Origin of the sequence: Nocardiopsis akebiae (genome assembly GCF_018316795.1) — a bacterium.
In the GTDB taxonomy this organism is placed as follows: domain Bacteria; phylum Actinomycetota; class Actinomycetes; order Streptosporangiales; family Streptosporangiaceae; genus Nocardiopsis; species Nocardiopsis dassonvillei.
The window spans coordinates 6112881-6135847 of record NZ_CP074132.1; the positions used below are offsets into that span (position 1 = coordinate 6112881).

General features: G+C 69.7%; 15 protein-coding genes and 1 tRNA gene. 3 read left to right on the plus strand and 13 right to left on the minus strand.

The window, feature by feature from the left end:
• Positions 1 to 5 precede the first annotated feature (5 nt).
• The 8 genes from fusA to rplJ all read right to left on the minus strand — a co-directional run bounded on the left by fusA (position 6) and on the right by rplJ (position 15702).
• A complete protein-coding gene (fusA, locus tag KGD83_RS26135) occupies positions 6 to 2120 on the minus strand; it encodes an elongation factor G (RefSeq protein ID WP_212641597.1) in 2115 nt (704 codons plus the stop codon).
• 40 nt (positions 2121 to 2160) lie between these two features.
• Positions 2161 to 2631: a 30S ribosomal protein S7 gene (rpsG, locus tag KGD83_RS26140; protein WP_013156107.1), complete on the minus strand. Its 471-nt coding sequence runs from the start codon at positions 2629 to 2631 to the stop codon at positions 2161 to 2163.
• Between the two features lie 2 nt (positions 2632 to 2633).
• Positions 2634 to 3005: a 30S ribosomal protein S12 gene (gene rpsL / locus KGD83_RS26145; RefSeq protein WP_013156106.1), complete on the minus strand. Its 372-nt coding sequence runs from the start codon at positions 3003 to 3005 to the stop codon at positions 2634 to 2636.
• A gap of 458 nt (positions 3006 to 3463) precedes the next feature.
• Positions 3464 to 6349, minus strand: coding sequence for a hypothetical protein (locus tag KGD83_RS26150; RefSeq protein ID WP_212641598.1), 2886 nt, complete (start codon positions 6347 to 6349; stop codon positions 3464 to 3466).
• Between the two features lie 129 nt (positions 6350 to 6478).
• On the minus strand, positions 6479 to 10357 hold the full coding sequence (locus KGD83_RS26155; RefSeq protein WP_212641599.1) for a DNA-directed RNA polymerase subunit beta': 3879 nt from the start codon (positions 10355 to 10357) through the stop codon (positions 6479 to 6481).
• A 34-nt stretch (positions 10358 to 10391) separates the two neighbouring features.
• Positions 10392 to 13859 (minus strand): DNA-directed RNA polymerase subunit beta, encoded by a 3468-nt coding sequence (rpoB, locus tag KGD83_RS26160; protein WP_212641600.1) that lies wholly within the window; start codon positions 13857 to 13859, stop codon positions 10392 to 10394.
• A gap of 829 nt (positions 13860 to 14688) precedes the next feature.
• Positions 14689 to 15078 carry a 50S ribosomal protein L7/L12 gene (gene rplL / locus KGD83_RS26165; RefSeq protein ID WP_013156103.1) on the minus strand — a complete coding sequence of 130 codons (390 nt, stop codon included), beginning with the start codon at positions 15076 to 15078 and terminating at the stop codon, positions 14689 to 14691.
• A gap of 96 nt (positions 15079 to 15174) precedes the next feature.
• Complete coding sequence (rplJ, locus tag KGD83_RS26170; protein WP_013156102.1) at positions 15175 to 15702, minus strand: 50S ribosomal protein L10; 528 nt, start codon at positions 15700 to 15702, stop codon at positions 15175 to 15177.
• Positions 15703 to 16167: 465 nt separating this feature from the next.
• Between rplJ and KGD83_RS26175 the strand changes: the two genes are divergently transcribed.
• A complete protein-coding gene (locus KGD83_RS26175; RefSeq protein ID WP_249352029.1) occupies positions 16168 to 17022 on the plus strand; it encodes an LppX_LprAFG lipoprotein in 855 nt (284 codons plus the stop codon).
• Positions 17023 to 17159: 137 nt separating this feature from the next.
• Here KGD83_RS26175 and rplA read toward each other — a convergent pair whose 3' ends face one another.
• The 5 genes from rplA to KGD83_RS26200 all read right to left on the minus strand — a co-directional run bounded on the left by rplA (position 17160) and on the right by KGD83_RS26200 (position 20126).
• Complete coding sequence (gene rplA / locus KGD83_RS26180) at positions 17160 to 17837, minus strand: 50S ribosomal protein L1 (protein WP_013156099.1); 678 nt, start codon at positions 17835 to 17837, stop codon at positions 17160 to 17162.
• Between the two features lie 121 nt (positions 17838 to 17958).
• Complete coding sequence (rplK, locus tag KGD83_RS26185; RefSeq protein ID WP_013156098.1) at positions 17959 to 18387, minus strand: 50S ribosomal protein L11; 429 nt, start codon at positions 18385 to 18387, stop codon at positions 17959 to 17961.
• 295 nt (positions 18388 to 18682) lie between these two features.
• The gene (gene nusG, locus KGD83_RS26190; protein WP_212641601.1) at positions 18683 to 19528 is read right to left on the minus strand and encodes a transcription termination/antitermination protein NusG; all 846 of its coding nucleotides are present in this window, start codon (positions 19526 to 19528) and stop codon (positions 18683 to 18685) included.
• 171 nt (positions 19529 to 19699) lie between these two features.
• Positions 19700 to 19954, minus strand: a complete 255-nt coding sequence (gene secE, locus KGD83_RS26195) for a preprotein translocase subunit SecE (protein ID WP_013156096.1) — start codon at positions 19952 to 19954, stop codon at positions 19700 to 19702.
• Positions 19955 to 20053: 99 nt separating this feature from the next.
• Positions 20054 to 20126 (minus strand) — tRNA-Trp (locus tag KGD83_RS26200).
• A gap of 222 nt (positions 20127 to 20348) precedes the next feature.
• Here KGD83_RS26200 and KGD83_RS26205 point away from each other — a divergent pair.
• Complete coding sequence (locus KGD83_RS26205) at positions 20349 to 21557, plus strand: pyridoxal phosphate-dependent aminotransferase (RefSeq protein ID WP_212641602.1); 1209 nt, start codon at positions 20349 to 20351, stop codon at positions 21555 to 21557.
• Between the two features lie 315 nt (positions 21558 to 21872).
• Positions 21873 to 22922 carry an adenosine deaminase gene (locus KGD83_RS26210; RefSeq protein ID WP_212641603.1) on the plus strand — a complete coding sequence of 350 codons (1050 nt, stop codon included), beginning with the start codon at positions 21873 to 21875 and terminating at the stop codon, positions 22920 to 22922.
• The last annotated feature ends 45 nt before the right edge of the window (positions 22923 to 22967 follow it).

Genomic DNA, 22967 nt, shown 5'->3' on the forward strand with positions numbered 1-22967 from the left:
CGCGACTATTCGCCGCGGACCTTCGCCACAATTTCTTGGGCGACAGCGGACGGAACCTCCGCGTAGGAGTCGAACACCATCGAGTAGTTGGCTCGACCCTGCGTGCGGCTGCGCAGGTCACCCACGTAGCCGAACATTTCGGAGAGGGGCACCTGGGCCTTGACGATGCGGACGCCGGAACGCTCGTCCATGGACTGGATCTGTCCACGGCGGGAGTTCAGGTCTCCGATCACGTCACCCATGTACTCCTCGGGGGTGGTGACCTCGACAGCCATGACCGGCTCCAGGAGAGTCGGCTTGGCCAGCTTGACCGCCTCCTTGAAGGCGATCGAACCGGCGGTCTTGAAGGCCATCTCGGAGGAGTCGACCTCGTGGTACTGGCCGTCCTGGAGCGTCACCTTGACGCCGACGAGCGGGTAGTGCGCGAGCACGCCCAGCTCGGCGGCCTCCTGGCAGCCGGCGTCGACGGAGGGGATGTACTCCCTCGGGATGCGGCCACCGGTGACGGCGTTGACGAACTCGTAGCCCGAGGCGTCGCCGCTCTCGGTCTCCAGGGGCTCGACGTCGATCTTGACCTTGGCGAACTGGCCCGACCCACCGGTCTGCTTCTTGTGGGTGTAGGTGTGCCCCTCGACCTTCTTGCGAATGGTCTCGCGGTAGGCCACCTGCGGCTTGCCGATGTTCGCCTCGACCTTGAACTCGTCGCGCATGCGGTTGACGAGCACCTCGAGGTGCAGCTCGCCCATGCCCGAGATCACGGTCTGACCGGTCTGGTCGTCCGTGGCGACCTGGAACGAGGGGTCCTCGTCCGCGAGGCGCTGGATCGCGATGCCCAGCTTCTCCTGGTCGCTCTTGGTCTTGGGCTCGATGGCCACCTCGATGACCGGAGCCGGGAAGGTCATGGACTCCAGGACGATCGGGTTCGCCTGGTCGCACAGGGTCTCACCGGTCGTGGTGTCCTTGAGGCCCATGACGGCGACGATGTCGCCGGCGCCGACCTCGGAGATCTCCTCGCGCTTGTTGGAGTGCATGCGGTAGATCTTGCCGATGCGCTCCTTGCGGCCCTTGAGGCTGTTGAGCACCTGGGTGCCCGCCTGGAGAACGCCGGAGTAGACGCGCACGTAGGTCAGCTTGCCCAGGTGCGGGTCGCTCATGATCTTGAAGACCAGAGCCGACAGCGGCTCGTCGTTGCTCGGCTTGCGGACGAGCTTGGTCTCCTCGGTCTCGTCCTTGGGGTCGTGGCCCTCGACGCCCTCGACGTCCAGCGGCGAGGGGAGGTAGGCGGTGACCGCGTCGAGCAGGGGCTGCACGCCCTTGTTCTTGAACGCGGTGCCGCACACGACCGGGACGGCCGTACCGGCGATGGTCGCGCGGCGGATCGCGGGGACGAGCTGCTCCACGGTGGGCTCCTGGCCCTCCAGGTACATCTCCATGATCTCGTCGTCGGCCTCGGCCAGCGTCTCGATGAACTGGTCGCGGGCCTCGCGGGCGGCGTCGGCGTGGCTCTCGGGGATGTCGACGGTGTCGTACATCTCGCCGAGCGCGGCCTCCTCGTTCCAGACGTAGGCCTTCATCCGGACGAGGTCGATGACGCCCTTGAAGTCGCTCTCGGCACCGATGTTGAGCTGGATCGGCATGGCGTTGGCGCCGAGGCGCTCACGGAACATGTCGACACAGCGCTGGAACTCGGCGCCGATCTTGTCCATCTTGTTGACGAAGCAGATACGCGGGACGCCGTAGCGGTCCGCCTGGCGCCAGACCTGCTCCGACTGGGGCTCGACGCCCTCCTTGGCGTCGAAGACCGCGACGGCACCGTCGAGCACACGCAGCGACCGCTCGACCTCGACCGTGAAGTCGACGTGGCCGGGCGTGTCGATGATGTTGATGGTGTGGTCGTCCCAGTGGGTGGTGGTAGCAGCCGAGGTAATGGTGATACCCCGCTCCTGCTCCTCCTTCATCCAGTCCATCGTGGCAGCGCCATCGTGGACCTCGCCCACCTTGTGGGTCACACCGGTGTAGTAGAGGATCCGCTCAGTCGTCGTGGTCTTACCAGCGTCGATGTGAGCCATGATCCCGATGTTGCGGACCTTGGCCAGGTCAAGAACAGTTTTGGCAGCCATGAGGCTCGTCGTCCCTCGGTCTGTTTCGAACCCGCCGGAATTACCAGCGGTAGTGCGCGAAGGCCTTGTTCGACTCGGCCATCTTGTGCGTGTCCTCACGCTTCTTGACGGCCGCGCCGAGACCGTTGCTGGCGTCGACCAGCTCGTTCATCAGACGCTCGGTCATGGTCTTCTCACGGCGCTGGCGCGCGTAGGAGACCAGCCAGCGCAGGGCCAGCGTGGTGGACCGGGAGGCGCGAACCTCGACCGGCACCTGGTAGGTCGCGCCGCCGACGCGGCGGCTGCGGACCTCGAGCGCGGGCTTGACGTTGTCCAGTCCCCGCTTCAGGACGACGAGCGGGTCCTGGCCGGTCTTCTCGCGAGCGCCCTCCAGGGCGTCGTAGACGACGCTCTGGGCGATGGAGCGCTTGCCGTCGAGCAGCACCTTGTTGATCAGTGCGGTGACGAGCGGCGAGCCGTAGACCGGGTCGGTGATGAGCTGGCGCTTCGGCGCCGGGCCCTTGCGCGGCATGCTTACTTCTCCTTCTTGGCGCCGTAACGGCTACGCGCCTGCTTGCGGTTACGGACACCCTGCGTGTCGAGCGAGCCGCGCACGATGCGGTAACGGACACCCGGCAGGTCCTTCACACGGCCACCGCGCACGAGCACGATGCTGTGCTCCTGGAGGTTGTGGCCGATGCCGGGGATGTAGGCCGTGACCTCGATCTGGCTGCTCAGCTTGACTCGGGCGACCTTGCGCAGAGCGGAGTTCGGCTTCTTGGGCGTGGTGGTGTAGACACGAGTGCACACACCACGACGCTGCGGACTCCCCTTCAGCGCCGGGGTCTTGTTCTTTGCGACCTTGTCCTGTCGGCCCTTGCGGACCAGCTGCTGGATGGTGGGCACCGCGTCTCCGTCTTCCTCGTGACCTACGCCGGTTCTCGTAGCCGATATCGCTATTGACCTGCTGGATTTCCCGAACCTCCCCGACCCCCGATGTCGGGCGTGTCGCGTTCGTTCCCGCGCATGGCGAAAACGAGGTCACACCCGGCCGGGAGGCCGAATCATGGGAGGGGGTTCACATGCGCCGCGCACCGTAGGTCCTCGTCTGCGGAACCGGGCGCCGCACTCGCATGTGCGACCCGTCGACTCACGGGCACAATCACACAGGCTACCGCTTGCCGTCAGGACGGTCAAAACGGTGTGCGACATGACGGGAACCGTCGGGACGGATCCTCGCTCAGCCGTGGGTCGCCACCATTCTACGCGGTCCCGCGGCTGCTCGGCCCCGCTTCTGCGAGAGCGCGGCCGAAGGCTGACGGCCGCCTCCCCGGGACGATTGTCCCCGAGAGGCGGCCGTGGCGCTACAGGACCAGCCAGAGGGCGACGGAGATCACCGTCACCAGGATGCCCACGACGGCGAAGACCGTTCCGGTCGTGATCAGGCCGAGGCCGTCGAGCTGCCCGCGGGACTCGCGGATCGCCCTCTTGGCCTTGGGCCCGGTGACCAGCAGGGCCAGGACGGCCGTGACCAGTCCCACGCCGGGCAGCAGCGAGGCCACGCCCAGCCACAGGGTGAGCATCGCCCCCCGCTCGGTGTCGGCGAGGAAGTCGATGCTGTCGTAGCCGGGGTAGGCGTCACCGGCCTCGCCGCCCAGGGGGCGGTCGCCGAAGCCGGGGAACTCTTCGGCGATCGGGTCCTTGCGGCGCCTGCTGCGTCCCGCCGGAGCGGCGGGCATTCCGTAGTCGGCCGGGGTGAACCCGTCCTCGTACTCGGAGTCGTCGCGGTCGCGGGGCTCGTCACCGCGGGGCTCGGGGTCGTCCTCGTAGTCGTACTCCGGCTCCGGCCGGTCCGCCTCCCCGTCGCGGCCGTACTCCGGCCCGTCCTGGCCGTACTCCGACCCGTCGGGGTCGTCGTCGTAGCGGTCGTAGTCCGCCCCGTCGTCCCCGGGGCGGTCGTCGCGCCGGTAATCGTCGTCGTCCGCCCAGCCCCCCTCTTCGGCCAGGGCGCGGGCGTCGAACATCTGGGTGGCACCGCCGGGGTCCTCCAGCGGGTCCTGGTCCCTGGAGCGGGCGCGCGACTGCATGTCGGCGATCGCGCCCAGGGGGTCGTCCGCGCCGGGGACCGCCGCGGAGAGCTCACCGGTGTCGGGGCCTCCCCAGTCGACGGTCTCGGCCCGTCCGGAGGAGGACTCCCTGCGGCGCTGCTCCGCCTCGCGGACCACGTCCGGCAGCCGGGGGTCGTTGCGGTCGAACGCCCAGGTGTTGCCGCTGCCGCCGCCCAGGCCGGAGGGCGAGAGCTCGTCGCCGTACCCGTCGCCCCACGAGCCGCCGGAGCCCGCGCCGGGCCGGTCGTCGGTGCGGCCGGAGGGCGCCCAGGCCTCCGGGGCTTCCGGGGCGTCGGCGCCCCGGAAGTCGCCGCCGAGTTCGTCGTCGTCCCAGGAGCGGCCCCGTGCGCGGTCTCCCCCGAGGGGGTCGTCGCCGTAGGGGCGGTCGTCCCAGGCGTCAGCGGCGCGCTCGCCGGTCCCGTGCCGGCGGGCGAGGTCGTCCCGGGGCCGGTCCGCCGGAGCGGCGTCGTCCCAGGAACCGCCGTCGGGACCGGGCACGTCGGTCCAGGAGGCCGGGCCGCGCTCGCGGTCGGGAGCGTCGTCGTCCCGACCGGAGGAGGCGCGGGTGTCGTCCTCCCAGGACTGGCCGCCCCGGTCAGCGGTCCACGGACCGCGGTCGCCCACGGGGTCGGGGCCCCAGGGCTGGTCGGTGGCGGAGGAGGGCCGCGTCTCCCACGACGCGGGGCCCAGGCCGTCGTCTGCGCTGTCCCGGCCGCGGTCCGGAGCGTTGTCGTCCCACGGCTGGCCGGACGCGCCGGAAGCCGGGGATTCCCAGGAGGCGGGGCCCAGGCCGTCGTCGAGCGGATCGCGCGTACCGCCCGCGGGGGCGTCGTCCCAGGGCTGGGCGCCCCGGTCGGCGTTCCAGGCACCGCGGTCGCCAGCGGAGCCGGTGTCCCAGGTCAGCGTGCCCTCCGCCGGGCCGCCACTGCCGGAGGCCTCCGGCCAGGTAGCCGGGTCCCGATCGCCGCCGGGGGCGTCGGCGTCCCGGGTGGAGGGAGAGCGCGTGTCGTCCTCCCACGGCCGGGCGGCGCGTGCCGGGGCGTCCCACGGGGCCGCGCCGAGGCCGTCGTCGAGCGGATCGCGCCGGTCGGCGACCGGAGCGTCCTCCCACGGCTGACCACCGGACACACCGGAGGAGGGAGCGTCCTCCCACGGCTGACCGGGGGCGGACGAGGAGGGAGTCTCCCACGACGCGGGGCCCAGGCCGTGGTCTGCGCTGTCACGGCCGCGGTCCGGGGCGTCGTCCCACGGCTGGCCGGGGGCGGACGAGGACGGGGTGTCCCAGGGCCGGGACCCGTCGGCCGGACCGCCCTCCGCGGAACCACCGGTTCCGGGGGAGTCCGACCACGGGGCCGACGCACCGCGGTCGTCCCCGCGGGCGGGGGCGTCGACGTCCCAGGTGGAGGGAGAGCGCGTGTCGTCCTCCCACGGCCGGGCGGCGCGTGCCGGGGCGTCCCACGGGGCCGCGCCGAGGCCGTCGTCGAGCGGATCGCGCCGGTCGGCGACCGGAGCGTCCTCCCACGGCTGACCACCGGACACACCGGAGGAGGGAGCGTCCTCCCACGGCTGGCCGGACGCGCCGGGGGGCGGGGTGTCCCAGGAGGGCGCGCCCCGGTCCTCGTCCACCGGTCCGCCGGAAGCCCACGGCTGTTCGGCGGCGGATCCGGGTGCGGAGGAGGGCTCGTCCCGGGGCTGCCCGGTTTCCGGGGCGTCCCGGTCGTCCAGCGCGGGGAACTCCTGGGTCCGGGGACCGGCGGACCACGCCTCGGACCGGTCGGTGTCCCGCTCCGACGGGAGCGGCACCTGGGCGCTGGCCGCGACGCTCGGCAGGGAGGGCTCCTCGTTATCTCCCGGAATCCTGGTCAGCGGCTGGTAGGCCGCGGACCCGGCGCCCGGGTAGGAGATGCCGTGGGAGACGGGGGGCGGCGGTCCGCCCAGCGCCTCCGGGTAGGGCTCCACCATGGCCGGGCGGGACGAGCTCAGCCCCGCGTACCCCCCGCTGTCCGGGAAGACCGTGTCAGCGGTCCCCTCCGATTCGAGCGGGTCCTGGTAGTCCGACTGTGTGCGATAGCGGTTCTCGCTCGGCTTGAACCACGAGTCCTCCGCGTCGGAGTCCCGCCGTTCGCCCCCGTTGTCAGTCACCTGTGCCTCTCCCGCCAGCGCAGTAGCGCCGTCTTCCGTCCGCGTCAGCGGACCCTGTGCGCGGAACGGCGGCGGTACCACCCCCCGCGAGGGGTGGCATACCGCCGCCGTCAGTCAAGCAAACCGCTTCTACCGGTTGTACGGTCCGAAGTCGTACTCCTCCAGCGGAACGGCCTCGCCCGAACCCTGTCCGAAGGTGTACTCGCTCGGCTCCTCGTACCCGGAGACCGAGTACATCGAGGCCTTGGCCTCCTCGGTCGGCTCCACCCGGATGTTGCGGTACTGCGGAATGCCGGTACCGGCCGGGATGAGCTTACCGATGATGACGTTCTCCTTGAGGCCGAGGAGCGGGTCGCTCTTGCCGTGGATCGCGTTCTCGGTGAGCACCCGGGTGGTCTCCTGGAAGGAGGCCGCGGACAGCCAGGACTCCGTGGCCAGCGAGGCCTTGGTGATACCCAGCAGCACCGGGCGCCCGGCCGCGGGCTGGCCGCCCTCGGACACGACGCGGCGGTTGATCCGCTCGAACTTCGGCCGCTCGACCATCTCACCGGGCAGCAGCTCGGTGTCGCCCGACTCCAGGATGTTCACCCGCTTGAGCATCTGGCGGACGATGATCTCGATGTGCTTGTCGTGGATGGACACACCCTGCGACTTGTACACCTCCTGGACCTCGGACACCAGGTGCTGCTGCACCGCGCGCGGGCCCTGGATGCGCAGGACCTCGTGCGGGTTGATCGCACCCTGGATCAGCTGCTGGCCGACCTTGACGTGGTCGCCGTCGGTGACGAGCAGCTGGGCGCGCATCGGGACCGGGTAGGCGATCTCGTCCGTGCCGTCGTCGGGGATGACGACGATCTTGCGGCTCTTCTCGGTGTCGTCGATCCGGATCCGGCCCTCCATCTCGGAGATCGGGGCCACACCCTTGGGGATGCGGGCCTCGAAGAGCTCCTGGACACGGGGCAGACCGTGGGTGATGTCCTGACCGGCCGAACCGCCCATGTGGAAGGTACGCATGGTCAGCTGGGTGCCGGGCTCACCGATGGACTGGGCCGCGATGATGCCGATCGCCTCACCGACGTCCACCGGCTTGCCGGTCGCCATGGAGCGGCCGTAGCAGGTGGTGCAGACGCCGATCTTGGCCTCGCAGACCAGCGACGAGCGCACGCGGACGCGGGTGATCCCGGCCTCGATGAGCTTGTCGATGTTCTGCTCGGAGGTGTCGCTCAGGGCGGGGAGGACGACGTTGCCCTCCGCGTCCACCGCGTCCTCGGCGATGGTCCGGCCGAAACCGGTGTTCTCGACGTTGTGCTTGCGCACGACGACGCCGGCGGCGTTCTTCTCGCCGATCTCGTGCCAGAGCGAACGCTCCGTGCCGCAGTCGATCTCGCGGACGATGACGTCCTGCGCGACGTCCACCAGACGACGGGTCAGGTAACCCGAGTCGGCGGTGCGCAGGGCGGTGTCGGCCAGACCCTTGCGCTGGCCGTGCGTGGAGATGAAGTACTCCAGCACGGACAGGCCCTCGCGGTAGGAGGACTTGATCGGACGCGGGATCGTCTCACCCTTGGTGTTGGAGACCAGGCCGCGGATACCCGCGATCTGGCGCACCTGCATCGGGTTGCCTCGGGCGCCGGACTGGACCATCATCCACACCGGGTTGTCGGCGGGGAAGTTGTTCTCCATGTCCTGGGCGACCTCGGTGGTGGCCTGCGTCCACACCTCGGTGAGCTCCTGACGGCGCTCGTCGTCGGTGATGAGACCGCGGTCGTACTCGCGCTGGATCTTGTCCGCCTTGCGCTCGTACCCCTCCAGGATCTCGGTCTTGCGCGGCGGCGCGACGACGTCCTCGATGCCGATGGTCAGACCGGACCGGGTGGCCCAGTGGTAACCGGCGTCCTTGAGGGCGTCCAGCGTCGTGGCGACCTGGACCTTGGGGTAGTTCTCGGCGAGGTCGTTGACCAGCGTCGAGACCTGCTTCTTGCCCACCTGGAAGTTGACGTACGGGTAGTCGACCGGGGTGGTCTCGTTGAACAGGTACCGCCCCAGGGTCGTCTCCAGGGTGTACGGCTCCCCCGGAGTCCAGCCCTCCGGCGGCGTCCAGTCCTTGGGACCGGGGGCGCCGTCGGCGATCCGGAGCTTGATCCTGGCCTGGAGGTCGAGGTCCCCCAGGTCGTAGGCCATGATGCCCTCGGCCGGGGAGAGGAACGAGCGTCCCTCGCCCTTGGCTCCGGCCTTCTCCGTCGTGAGGTAGAACAGGCCGATGATCATGTCCTGGGTGGGCATGGTCACGGGCTTGCCGTCGGACGGCTTGAGGATGTTGTTGGTGGCCAGCATCAGCAGCCGCGCCTCGGCCTGGGCCTCGGCGGACAGCGGAAGGTGCACGGCCATCTGGTCGCCGTCGAAGTCGGCGTTGAACGCCGTGCACACGAGCGGGTGGATCTGGATGGCCTTGCCCTCGACCAGCTGCGGCTCGAAGGCCTGGATGCCCAGGCGGTGCAGCGTCGGGGCGCGGTTGAGCAGAACCGGGTGCTCGGTGATGACCTCTTCGAGGACGTCCCACACGACCGGGCGGGACCGCTCGACCATGCGCTTGGCGCTCTTGATGTTCTGCGCGTGGTTAAGGTCCACCAGGCGCTTCATCACGAAGGGCTTGAACAGCTCCAGCGCCATCTGCTTGGGCAGGCCGCACTGGTGCAGCTTGAGCTGCGGGCCGACGACGATGACCGAACGGCCCGAGTAGTCGACTCGCTTGCCCAGCAGGTTCTGGCGGAAGCGGCCCTGCTTGCCCTTGAGCATGTCGGACAGCGACTTGAGCGGACGGTTGCCCGGCCCGGTGACCGGGCGGCCCCGGCGGCCGTTGTCGAACAGCGCGTCGACGGCCTCCTGGAGCATCCGCTTCTCGTTGTTGACGATGATCTCGGGCGCGCCGAGGTCGAGCAGCCGCTTGAGGCGGTTGTTGCGGTTGATGACACGGCGGTACAGGTCGTTGAGGTCGGAGGTCGCGAAGCGGCCACCGTCCAGCTGCACCATCGGACGCAGGTCCGGCGGGATGACCGGGATGCAGTCCAGCACCATGCCCATGGGGCTGTTGGTGGTGTTGAGGAACGCCGAGACGACCTTGAGCCGCTTCAGGGCGCGGGCCTTCTTCTGGCCCTTGCCGGTGCGGATGATCTCCCGGAGCCTCTCGGCCTCCACGTCCAGCTCGAAGTTGGCCAGCCGGTCCTGGATGGCCTGGGCGCCCATGCCGCCGCGGAAGTACTTGCCGAAGCGGTCCCGCATCTCGCGGTAGAGCATCTCGTCGCCCTCGAGGTCCTGGACCTTGAGGTTCTTGAACCGGTTCCAGACCTCGTCGAGGCGGTCGATCTCGCGCTGGGCGCGGTCGCGCAGCTGGCGCATCTCGCGCTCGGCGCCCTCGCGCACCTTGCGGCGGGCGTCGCCCTTGGCCCCCTGCTCCTCCAGCTCGGCGAGGTCGGCCTCCAGCTTGCGGTGGCGGTCCTCGACGGTGGAGTCGCGGCGCTGCTCCAGGTGCTGCTTCTCGACCGAGATCCGCGCCTCCAGGGACTGGAGGTCGCGCTCACGGGCCTCGGTGTCCACCCACGTGACCATGTAGGCGGCGAAGTAGATGATCTTCTCGAGATCCTTCGGCGCCAGGTCCAGCAGGTAGCCCAGGCGGGAGGGCACGCCCTTGAAGTACCAGATGTGCGTGACGGGAGCGGCCAGCTCGATGTGGCCCATCCGCTCACGGCGCACCTTGGCGCGGGTCACCTCGACGCCGCAGCGCTCACAGATGATGCCCTTGAAGCGGACGCGCTTGTACTTGCCGCAGTAGCACTCCCAGTCGCGGGTCGGACCGAAGATCTTCTCGCAGAAGAGTCCGTCCTTCTCGGGCTTGAGGGTGCGGTAGTTGATGGTCTCGGGCTTCTTGACCTCGCCGTGCGACCACTGGCGGATGTCGTCGGCCGTGGCCAGGCCGATGCGCAGCTCGTCGAAGAAGTTGACGTCGAGCACTTAATTCGTCCCCTGCTCTCGAAGAATGCGGAAGTTAGACCTCTTCGACACTGCTCGGCTCCCGCCGACCCAGGTCGATTCCCAGTTCTTCCGCCGCGCGGAAGACGTCCTCGTCGCTGTCCCGCATCTCGATGGACATACCGTCACTGGACAGCACCTCCACGTTCAGACAGAGCGACTGCATCTCCTTGATGAGCACCTTGAAGGACTCAGGGATGCCCGGCTCGGGGATGTTCTCGCCCTTGACGATGGCCTCGTAGACCTTGACCCGGCCCACCACGTCGTCGGACTTGATGGTGAGCAGCTCCTGGAGGGCGTAGGCGGCGCCGTAGGCCTCCAGCGCCCACACCTCCATCTCACCGAAGCGCTGGCCGCCGAACTGCGCCTTACCGCCCAGCGGCTGCTGGGTGATCATGGAGTACGGGCCGGTGGAGCGCGCGTGGATCTTGTCGTCCACGAGGTGGTGGAGCTTGAGGATGTACTTGTAGCCGACGGAGATCGGCTCGGCGAAGGGCTCGCCGGTGCGGCCGTCGAACAGACGCGCCTTGCCGTCCTCGTTGATCAGGCGGTTGCCGTCCGCGTTGGGGCGCACCGACTTGATCAGGCCGCTGAGCTCGTCGCCGTGCAGGCCGTCGAAGACCGGCGTGGCCACGCGGGAGTCCGGCGGCACGTCGGTGGCGCCGATGGCCTCCAGCGACTTCTGCCACTCCTCCTCGACCCCCTCGACCAGCCAGCCGTTCTTGGCCAGCCAGCCCAGGTGGACCTCCAGGACCTGGCCGACGTTCATGCGGCCGGGCACGCCCAGCGGGTTGAGGATGATGTCGACCGGCGTCCCGTCCTCCAGGAAGGGCATGTCCTCCTGGGGCAGGATCTTGGAGATGACGCCCTTGTTGCCGTGGCGGCCCGCGAGCTTGTCACCGTCGGTGATCTTGCGCTTCTGGGCCACGTAGACGCGGACCATCTCGTTGACGCCGGGGGCGAGCTCGTCGCCTTCCTCGCGGCTGAACACGCGGACGCCGATGACCTTGCCGGTCTCGCCGTGCGGCACCTTGAGCGAGGTGTCGCGGACCTCGCGCGCCTTCTCGCCGAAGATCGCGCGCAGCAGGCGCTCCTCCGGGGTCAGCTCGGTCTCGCCCTTGGGCGTGACCTTGCCGACGAGGATGTCGCCGTCCACGACCTCGGCGCCGATGCGGATGATGCCCCGGTCGTCGAGGTCGGCCAGGACCTCCTCGCTGACGTTGGGGATCTCGCGGGTGATCTCCTCCGGGCCCAGCTTGGTGTCGCGGGCGTCGACCTCGTGCTCCTCGATGTGGATCGAGGAGAGGACGTCGTCCTGCACCAGGCGCTGGGAGAGGATGATCGCGTCCTCGTAGTTGTGGCCCTCCCAGGACATGTACGCCACGAGCAGGTTCTTGCCCAGCGACATCTCACCCTGGTCGGTGGAGGGGCCGTCCGCGAGGACCTGGCGCTCCTCGACCCGCTGGCCCTCGGCCACGATCGGCCGCTGGTTGAAGCAGGTGCCCTGGTTGGAGCGCTGGAACTTGCCCATGCGGTACGTCTTGCGCGTGCCGTCGTCGGCCATGACGGTGACGTAGTCGGCGGTGACGTCCTCGACGACACCGGCCTTCTGCGCCAGGACGACCTCGCCGGCGTCGGTGGCGGCGCGGTACTCCATGCCGGTGCCGACGAACGGCGACTCGGCCATCAGCAGCGGCACGGCCTGGCGCTGCATGTTGGAGCCCATGAGGGCGCGGTTGGCGTCGTCGTGCTCCAGGAAGGGGATCATGGCGGTGGCGACCGACACCATCTGGCGCGGCGACACGTCCATGTAGTCGACCTCGTCCGTGCTGACCTGCTCGAACTCACCGCCCTTGCGGCGCACGAGCACACCGGCCTCGGCGAAGGAGCCGTCGGGGTTCATCGGCGTGTTGGCCTGCGCGATGACGTGGAGGTCCTCCTCGTCCGCGGTCAGGTAGTCGACCTGGTCGGAGACCTTGCCGTCGATGATGCGGCGGTACGGGGTCTCCACGAAGCCGAAGGAGTTGACCCGGCCGTAGGCGGCCAGCGAGCCGATCAGACCGATGTTCGGTCCCTCGGGCGTCTCGATCGGGCACATGCGGCCGTAGTGCGAGGGGTGCACGTCGCGGACCTCGAAGCCCGCGCGCTCGCGGGAGAGGCCGCCCGGGCCCAGCGCGGAGAGGCGGCGCTTGTGCGTCAGGCCCTCCAGCGGGTTGGTCTGGCCCATGAACTGCGACAGCTGCGAGGTGCCGAAGAACTCCTTGATGGAGGCCACGACCGGGCGGATGTTGATCAGGGTCTGCGGCGTGATCGCCTCGACGTCCTGCGTGGTCATCCGCTCGCGGACGACGCGCTCCATGCGGGCCAGGCCCAGGCGGACCTGGTTCTGGATGAGCTCGCCGACGGTGCGCAGGCGGCGGTTGCCGAAGTGGTCGATGTCGTCGGTCTCGATCGGGCGGGGACCGTTGACGGTCTCCTTCTCGACCTCACCCGCGTGCAGGCGGACGAGGTAGTCGATCGTGGCGACGATGTCCTCTTCGGTGAGGGTGCCCTGCCGGTAGTCGGTGTCCAGACCGAGCTTCTTGTTGATCTTGTAACGGCCGACCTTGGCCAGGTCGTAGCGCTTGGGGTTGAAGTACAGGTTCTCCAGCAGCGCCTGGGCCGACTCCTTCGTGGGCGGCTCGCCGGGGCGCAGCTTGCGGTAGATGTCCAGCAGCGCGTCGTCGGTACCCGCGGTGGGGTCCTTCTCCAGCGTGTTGCGGATGGACTCGTACTGGCCGAAGCGCTCCAGGATCTGGTCGGTGGTCCAGCCCAGCGCCTTGAGCAGGACGGTGACGCCCTGCTTGCGCTTGCGGTCGATGCGGACGCCGACGAAGTCGCGCTTGTCGACCTCGAACTCCAGCCAGGCGCCGCGGGACGGGATGACCTTGCAGCCGTAGAGGTCCTTGTCCGAGGTCTTGTCGACGGACTTGTCGAAGTACACGCCCGGGGAGCGCACCAGCTGGGACACGACGACGCGCTCGGTGCCGTTGATGATGAAGGTGCCGGTCTCGGTCATGAGCGGGAAGTCGCCCATGAACACCGTCTGGCTCTTGATCTCACCGGTGTCGTTGTTGATGAACTCCGCCGTGACGAACATCGGGGCGGAGTAGGTCATGTCCCTGTCCTTGCACTCATCCTCTGAGTACTTGGGCGGCTCGAACCGGTGGTCGCGGAACGACAGGGACATCGTGCCCGAGAAGTCCTCGATCGGGCTGATCTCCTCGAAGATCTCTTCGAGACCGGACTGCTCCGGAACGTCCTTGCGGCCAGCGTTTCGGGCCGTCTCAACCCGGGTCTTCCACCTGTCGTTGCCCAGCAGCCAGTCGAACGACTCGGTCTGAAGGGCGAGGAGGTTCGGGACCTCCAGTGGTTCCTGGATACGGGCGAAGGAAACGCGGTGCGGACCAAGGGCGTTAGCGGAGGCGTTGCGCGAGGCTGCCAACAGGGGTCCTTCCGAAGGCTTGTGGCGGTTGAAGCGCGCACGCCAGACGATCCGTCACGAGAAGGACCGCCGCAACGCGGTTGAGACGGTCACATCGAGCGGGAGCGGGCCACCGGAATGTCCGGAAAAATGGAGTGGCGGCAGCCTTCACCGGCACAGGGATCACCAAAGGGCAGCGCAAAAGAGCAGTGTAGCCGAACACCACACCGCTGTCCACTCACGGTCCACAGCGCCACTCACGACACCGGCAGGATCACCCCTGGAGGGCGATCCGTCAAGCCCGCTCCCGCTGGAGGGACCCGGATTCCGGCTGCCCGGAACGGTCCGACGACCTCGTCGGTGGACTGGTGCGCCTGCCCTGGCCCGGGGGTCGGGAGCCAACGACATCCGAAGGATTCCCCCGCCTCAGGCGGGTAAACACGTCCTCCGGGCCTCGGCGGGTTTCCCGGGACGGGAGATTAGCGCGTCCGGGGGACAGTTCGCACACGCACCCCCGGTTCCGGAACCTGCCGGATCCCCCTCAGCTTCGCACAGGGGACGGGAGGAGCGGTGGCGGACACGGCGGGGCGCGGGCAAAGGACTCCGGGTCCGCCGCAGGTCGGCGCGGGGGCGGAGGGCTCGGCGGGCGACGGTCCGGAAGACGGGAGGAGCGCGGGTCGGGGGCGCGGCGGTCGCGGGCCGGAGCGCCGAGGAGCGCGGGCCGGATGGCGGGAGGGGCCAGCCCGGAGGCGGTGAGGGGTTCCAGGACGCACGAAGGCGGCCGCCCCTCCCCGGAAGGAGGGACGGCCGCCGGAAGCAGGCCAGCGGGCGCTCAGCGGCCCGCGTGGGACTACTTGAGGGTGACGGAGGCGCCAGCGCCCTCGAGAGCGGCCTTGGCCTTCTCGGCCGTCTCCTTGTTGACGCCCTCCAGCAGCGGCTTGGGAGCGTTGTCGACCAGGTCCTTGGCCTCCTTGAGGCCCAGGCTCGTGAGGCCGCGGACCTCCTTGATGACCTGGATCTTCTTGTCGCCAGCGCCCTCGAGGATGACGTCGAACTCGTCCTTCTCCTCGGCCTCGGCGGCGGCGCCGCCACCCTGGCCGGGAGCGGCGACGGCCACGGCGGCCGGAGCGGCGGCGGTGACGTCGAACTTGTCCTCGAAGAGCTTCACGAAGTCGGCCAGCTCGAGAAGGGTCATCTCCTCGAACGCGGCAAGCAGGTCCTCGTTGCTGAGCTTCGCCATGGTGCGATCTCTCTTTCTCTGCGGACACGCGGTCCTGTCGGGCCCGCGTGCGAGTCAGTGTCCGAGCGCCCTCGGCGCCCGGCGGGGTTCAAAAGGTCAGGCGGCTTCCTGGGAGCGCTTGTCCGCCAGGGCCTGCGCGAGACGCACAGTCTTGGAGGGCAGCGCCTGGAAGACGGCGGCGGCCTGGCCCTGCTTGGCCTTGAGCGCACCCGCCAGCTTCGCGAGGATGACCTCGCGGGACTCCAGATCGGCCAGCTTGGTGATGTCGTCGGCGCTCATCGACTTGCCGTCGATGACACCGCCCTTGATCACCAGGGGCGAGTTCGCCTTCGCGAAGTCACGCAGACCCTTGGCGGCCTCGACCACGTCACCGTGGACGAAGGCGATGGCGGACGGGCCCTCGAGCAGGTCCTTGACCTGCTCGTCGACACCGGCCTCCGTGACCGCGATCTTGGTCAGCGTGTTCTTGACGATGCGAAAACGCGCGCTCTGGCCGAGGCTGCGACGCAGTTCAGTGATCTGCGCGACAGTGAGCCCCCGGTATTCGGTCAGCACGGCGCCGTTCGACTCACGGAACTCGCCCGTGAGTTCGGCGACCGCGGCTGCCTTGTCCGGCCTCGCCATGGGACTCCTTCCAACATTGAACGCTGGTTGACTCCAAGGGCCCGGGCGATCGGCGTCAGCACGAGAAAAAGCCCCGGGCGCGAGGCGCACGGGGCATGACCGCGTTCCGGCCACCGCGCGGAGCACGGCGTGGAACGGGAAGCTCTTGTGACACCTGCGCGGGCGCCCATCGCGGATGGGCCCTTAGGTCACCCGTTCGGGTGACGACCAGCGGTCTTCGGCAAGAACCCATCGTACCGCACGCGCGGGAGCCCCCGCTCCGCACCGGGGGGCCGAAACCGTGATCGCGCTCACTCCCCAGCGGGCACGGAACCGCCTGGACACGGCCGACGCCGGTTCAGTGGCCGCGCGGAGGAACCGGCGGGGACCGGAACGTCCCTCCGACGTGGCAGCATGACGCTACCGGGCACCCCCGCTCCCAGTCGTGCCCGTGTCCCCCGCACAAAAGAAGAAGGCGAACACCCCGTGAAGACCCGTATGCCGGTGCTGATCTCCGCCGGCACCCTCGCTCTGTCCCTCACCGCCTGCGGCGGAGGCGCCGCGGAGGAGGAGCCCGTCGAGGCGGCGGCCGAGTCGCCCGAGGAGGGCGGTGGCGGCAGCGTCCTGGACCTGGTCGCCGGTCTCGGCGAGAGCACCCAGAGCGTCGACAACTACACCCTCACGATGGACATCCTCACCACCGAGTCGCCGCTGGGCGAGGGGGAGGTCGAGATGTCCATCGTCTACGAGGTGAGCGACGACCCCTCGGCCCTCCAGGTCACCGCGGTCATGCCGTTCCTCGGCGAGAGCACGCTGGCCCTGATGGAGATGACCGGCGCGGACGTGAGCGGCCTCACTGCCGAGGAGGCCGGCACCAGCGTCATGCTCTACCCGGAGGGCCAGGACCCCCTGATCTCCAACAGCCTGGGACAGTACGGGGACACTCCCTGGGTGACTGCCGGCGGTGAGGGGCTCGGGGACGTTTCCGCGGACGTCTTCGACGTGGAGGCCCTGCCCCAGGTCGCCAGCGCCATCGCCTCCCTGGAGAACGTCTCCGAGGCGGGTACCGAGGAGATCAACGGCGTGGAGACAACGGTCATCGAGGGCACGATGACCAGCGAGGAGTACGAGGCCCTGTCCGAGGAGCAGTCGGCCGCGCTCCTCCAGGTGCTCGGCTCCGACTTCAGCGGCACCCTCGACATCGGTGTCTGGATCGACGACACCGGCTTCCCGCTGCGCATGGAGTTCGCGGACGAGGTGTCCGACGTGTCCATGGAGTTCTCCGCCCTCAACGAGACCAACGTCGAGATCCCCGCCGAGGACGAGATCGGCACCATGTAGGTCCGCGTGTCACGGCTCTCCGGGGCCTGTGCGGCCGCCGCGCGGCGGCCGCACAGGCCCCGGCGGAAGCGGAGCGGCCCCCGCCGTCCTCTCGGACTGCGGGGGCCGCTCTCGTCTGCGCTGGGCAGCCGCGAAGGCTAGACCTCGAGCGGGATGCTCGGGCCCATGGACGTGGAGACCACGGCCTTCTTGATGTAGCGGCCCTTGGCGGCGGACGGCTTGAGGCGGTTCACCTCGTCGATCGCGGCCTGGTAGTTCTCCAGGAGCTTCTGGTCGTCGAAGGAGGCCTTGCCGATGATGAAGTGCAGGTTCCCGTGGCGGTCCACGCGGAACTCGATCTTGCCGCCCTTGATGTCGGTGACGGCCTTGGCGACGTCGGGTGTGACGGTGCCGGTCTTCGGGTTCGGCATCAGGCCGCGCGGACCGAGCACGCGGCCGAGGCGGCCGACCTTGCCCATGAGGTCCGGGGTGGCAACGACGGCGTCGAAGTCGGTGAAGCCCTTCGAGACCTTCTCGATCATCTCGTCGTCGCCGATGATGTCGGCGCCAGCCGCGAGAGCCTGCTCGGCACGCTCACCGGTCGCGAAGACCAGGACCCGAGCGGTCTTGCCGGTGCCGTTCGGCAGGTTCACGGTGCCGCGGACCATCTGGTCGGCCTTGCGCGGGTCGACGCCCAGGCGCAGGGCGACCTCGACGGTCGCGTCGAACTTGACGGTGGAGGTCTCCTTGGCGAGCTTCACGGCCTCGGCGGGGCCGTAGAGCTTGTCACGGTCCACCTGCTGGCTGGCTTTGCGGTGGTTCTTGCTGCGCTTCACTCTGTTCTCCTGTGGAACGTGTGGTCACCGGGCCAGCGCCTGGCCCTGCCACGGTGGTTCTTGAACGTCGAGCGTCCCCGGTCGCTCCGGTCTCCGCGGACCGGCGCCACCGTGCGGGGGACTACTTGACCTCGATGCCCATCGAGCGGGCGGTGCCGGCGACGATCTTGGCGGCGGCCTCGATGTCCTCGGTGTTGAGGTCGGGCAGCTTGGTCTGCGCGATCTCGCGGACCTGCTCGGCGGTGATGGAACCGGCGGTGCTGCGACCCGGGTCGGTGGCGGCCTTGTCCAGGCCGGCGGCCTTCAGGATCAGCTTCGGCGCCGGAGGCGTCTTGGTGACGAAGCTGAAGGAACGGTCCTCGTAGATGGAGATCTCGACGGGGATGACGTTGCCGCGCTGGGACTCCGTGGCAGCGTTGTACTGCTTGCAGAAGTCCATGATATTGACGCCGTGCGGACCGAGCGCGGTACCGACGGGCGGCGCCGGGGTGGCCTGACCGGCGGGGAGCTGCACCTTGACGAGTGCGGCCAGTTTCTTCTTCGGAGGCATATCGGGTCCTTTGCCTGATCTGCGTTGTGTTCTGGTCCCGTTGCCTCCCTGACGGCGCCGCGCGGCCTCGGGGGCCGGGGAACCGCTGCCGAAGGAGGCGGGGGACCCCGCGCTCGACGGGCGCGGGGCGCCGGTCCGCCGGGACCGGGCGGACCGGGCGCGGGTCCCGCCGGGGCGGAACACGCGAGTGGGTCCGCCACGGGGCGGACCCACCAAGTCTATGCCGCTCTTGCGAGTGCCCTGACAGGCGCTTCGCGGCCCAAGGGCCCCGGCAAGGGCGGCGGGAGCGGACGGGCTAGATCTTGGCGACCTGGTTGAACGACAGCTCGACGGGGGTCTCGCGGCCGAAGATCGACACCAGCACCTTGAGCTTCTGGGTGTCGGGGTTGATCTCGCTGACCGTCGCGGGCAGGGTCGCGAACGGGCCCTCCATGACGGTGACGGACTCGCCGACCTCGTAGGCCACGTCCATGCGGGCCTCTCCGACACCGCCGCCCGCGGTCCGGGCCTGCTGCGCCTGCTCCGGCTCCACCTCCGGTTCGGGGGCGAGGAGCTTGGCCACCTCGGTCAGGCTCAGCGGCGCGGGCTTGTTGGACAGGCCCACGAAGCCGGTGACGCCCGGGGTGTTGCGGATGGCCGACCAGGACTCGTCGGTCAGGTCCATGCGGACGAGCACGTAGCCGGGCAGGACCTTCTCGGTGACCTGCTGGCGCTTGCCGCTCTTGACCTCGGTGACCTCGTGCTCGGGCACCTCGACCTGGAAGATGTACTCCTCCATGTTGAGCGACTGGGTGCGGCTCTCGACGTTGGCCTTGACCCGCTTCTCGTAACCGGCGTAGGTGTGCACGACGTACCAGTCGCCGGGCAGCAGGACGAGCTCGTTCTTGAACTCCTCGACGGGGTCCAGGCGGGGGGCCTCCTCCTCGGCGGCCTCGTCCTGCTCCCCGTCCTCCTCCACGACGCCCTCGTGGTCGTCGGCGGCCTCGGACTCGTCGGCGTCACCGGTCAGCTCCGGGCTGTCGGTGTCGACCGCGTCGGTCGCGTCCTCCGGCAGCTCGCCCGCCAGGCCGGTCTCTTCCGCCGACGACTGAACCGGCTCCTCTTCGGGGAAGTCGTCAGAGGTCAGTGGGGACTCGGACACGGCTGCTCTTTCTCTCGTCGGATTCGCTCTCGGGGCGACGCACACGAGGCAGCGCTGTGCATCGAACCCGGTTCTGCCAGCTTACGGTCTCTCCGGGCGGACCGGGACCAACGCGCGGACGAGGAGGCCGCGTCCCGGCTGCTGCCGGAGGACGCGGCGCGGAAGGGGTGGTCAGACGCCCTGCGGCGTGCCGAACGTGCCGTACAGCCAGGTGACCGCCTCGCCGAAGCCCCAGTCCACGAGGGAGACGTATCCCAGGACGACCAGCACGAAGACGAGGACCACGATGGTGTAGGTGACCAGTTCGCGGCGCGTGGGCCAGCGGACCTTGCGCAGCTCTCCGGCGACCTGCTTGGTGAACGTCACCGGACCGGTACGACGCTTGGGCTCCTTGTCGGGCTTGGCGTCGGCGTCAGTCTGAGTCACCTGGGGTCCTTAGGGTCGCGGGCTGCTACTTGTCCCCGTAGTTTCGGTGCCCGTGCGGTGCGGCGCCCGCAGGGACGCCACACCGCACGCGCGAAGGTGCAGGGCAGGAGGGACTCGAACCCCCAACCGCCGGTTTTGGAGACCGGTGCTCTGCCAATTGAGCCACTGCCCTTAGCGGAAACTGCGATCCCACCATAGCCGGTTCCGGTGCGCTACGCACACCGTGCGCCAGGTAACACCTGGGCCACGAACGGCCGACCCGAAAGAGTGTATGCGCTCGGGGCCCCGCGACCAAACCGTTCGTCCCGCCGAGGGGCGTGAACGGCCCCTTCGTCCGGTTGCGCCCTCCTTCCCGCCCGCGCCCGGACCAGGGGCGCATGACAACATGGGACGCATGACTGATCGACCCCGTCTCTCTGCACGTATCAGCGCGATCTCCGAGTCCGCCACCCTGGCCGTGGACGCCAAGGCCAAGGCCATGAAGGCGGAGGGCCGTGCCGTCATCGGCTTCGGCGCGGGAGAGCCCGACTTCCCGACCCCCGACTACATCGTCGAGGCCGCCGTCGAGGCCGCCCGTGAGCCCCGGTTCCACCGCTACACGCCCGCCGGCGGCCTGCCCGAGCTCAAGAAGGCCATCGCCGAGAAGACCCTGCGCGACTCCGGCTACGAGGTCGACCCCGCCCAGGTCCTGGTGACCAACGGCGGCAAGCAGGCCATCTACGAGGCCTTCGCCGCCATGCTGGACCCGGGCGACGAGGTCATCGTCATCGCCCCGTACTGGACCACCTACCCCGAGTCGATCAAGCTCGCGGGCGGCGTCCCGGTCTTCGTCGTCACCGACGAGAGCACCGGCTACCTGGCCGACGTGGAGCAGCTGGAGGCGGCGCGCAGCGAGCGAACCAAGGTCCTGGTGTTCGTCTCCCCGTCCAACCCGACCGGCGCCGTGTACCCGCGCGAGCAGGTCCGCGAGATCGGCCGCTGGGCGAACGAGCACGGCCTGTGGGTGCTGTCCGACGAGATCTACGAGCACCTGGTCTACGGGGACGCCGAGTTCTCCTCGCTGCCCGTCGAGGTGCCCGAGATCGCCGACCGCACCGTCATCGTCAACGGCGTGGCCAAGACCTACGCCATGACCGGCTGGCGCGTGGGGTGGATCATCGGCCCCAAGGACGTGGTCAAGGCCGCTGGCAACCTCCAGTCGCACGCCACCTCCAACGTCGCCAACGTCTCGCAGGCCGCCGCCCTGGCCGCGGTCTCCGGCGACCTGGAAGCCGTGGCGACGATGCGCGAGGCCTTCGACCGCCGCCGCAAGACGATCGTGCGCATGCTCAACGAGATCGACGGCGTGGTCTGCCCCGAGCCGCAGGGCGCGTTCTACGCCTACCCCTCGGTCAAGGGCGTGCTGGGCAAGGAGATCCGCGGCCGGACGCCGCGGACCTCCACCGAGCTGGCCGAGCTCATCCTGGAGCAGGCCGAGGTCGCCGTGGTGCCCGGTGAGGCCTTCGGTACCCCCGGCTACCTGCGCCTGTCCTACGCGCTCAGCGACGAGGACCTCGCCGAGGGCGTGAGCCGCGTCCAGAAGCTGCTGGCAGAGGCCAAGTAGCGGCGCTTCTCCGGGGCTCCGCCCTGCACCTCGCCCCGTGTCCGGGCGCCCAAAGAGCGGGAATCGGGTTGAAGCAGGCACAGTGGTGCCTCCGGCGGGTTCGCTCGTTCCTCGCGAACCCGCCTCCGCCACCTCCAGAACCCCGCGGGCGCCCGGACAGACCCCCCCTGGGGCCGGGCACCCGGTCACCGACTCCGTTCACGCGCCCCGGGGACCGGTTCCCCGGGGCGCGTCGGCGTGTACGGGGCCGGTCCCCGCGCGGCCGAGTGGGGCGTCCTGGCCCCGGGGGCGCCCCGTATACGGCAGGCTTACGTCATGGAGACACCGACCAGCGCCCGCCGGTTGGACCGGCTGCCCAAAGCACACCTGCACCTGCACTTCACCGGATCGATGCGCCATCCCACCCTGGTGGAGCTGGCCGCCGAGCACGGCATCCACCTCCCCCAGGCCCTGGTCGAGGAGTGGCCGCCCAGGCTCCGCGCCACGGACGAGCGCGGCTGGTTCCGCTTCCAGCGCCTGTACGACATCGCCCGGTCGGTGCTGCGCAGACCCGAGGACGTGTACCGGCTGCTGCGCGAGGCGGCCGAGGACGAGCGCGCGGCCGGGTCCGGCTGGCTGGAGATCCAGGTGGACCCGAGCGGTTACGCCTCGCTCTTCGACGGGCTCACCGCCACCCTGGAGCTGTTCCTGGACGCGGCCCGCGCCGCCGAGCGCGAGACCGGCGTGCACGTCGGCCTGATGGTGGCGGCCAACCGCACCAGGCACCCGCTGGACGCCAAGGTGCTGGCCCGCCTGGCCCGCCAGTACGCGGGCGGGGGCGTGGTGTCGTTCGGCCTGAACAACGACGAGCGGCGCGGCCGCGCCCTGGAGTTCGAGGGGGCGTTCAGGATCGCGCGGCGGGCCGGGCTGCTCTCCGCTCCGCACGGCGGCGAGCTCCAGGGGCCCCGCAGCGTGCGCGAGTGCCTGGACGTGCTCGACGCCGACCGGATCGGGCACGGCGTGCGGGCCGTGGAGGACCCGCGGCTGGTGGAGCGGATCGCCGAACGCGGGGTGACGCTGGAGGTCTGCCCGACCTCCAACGTGGGCCTGGGGGTGTACGACGACCTGGGGCAGCTGCCGCTGCGCACGCTCTTCGACGCCGGGGTTCCGGTCGCGCTGGGCACCGACGACCCGCTGCTGTTCGGGCCGCGCCTGGTGGAGCAGTACCGGATCGCCCGCGAGGTGCTCGGGTTCTCCGACCCGGAGCTGGCCGAGCTGGCGCGGATGTCGGTCCGCGGCTCGGGCGCGCCGGAGTCGCTGCGCAAGGAGCTGCTGGCCGGGGTGGACGCGTGGCTGGCCGCCGACCCGGAGCCGACCGGGGACTGAGCCGCCACCGGCTCGGGGCTCAGGGCTCAGGGCTCGGGGCTCAGG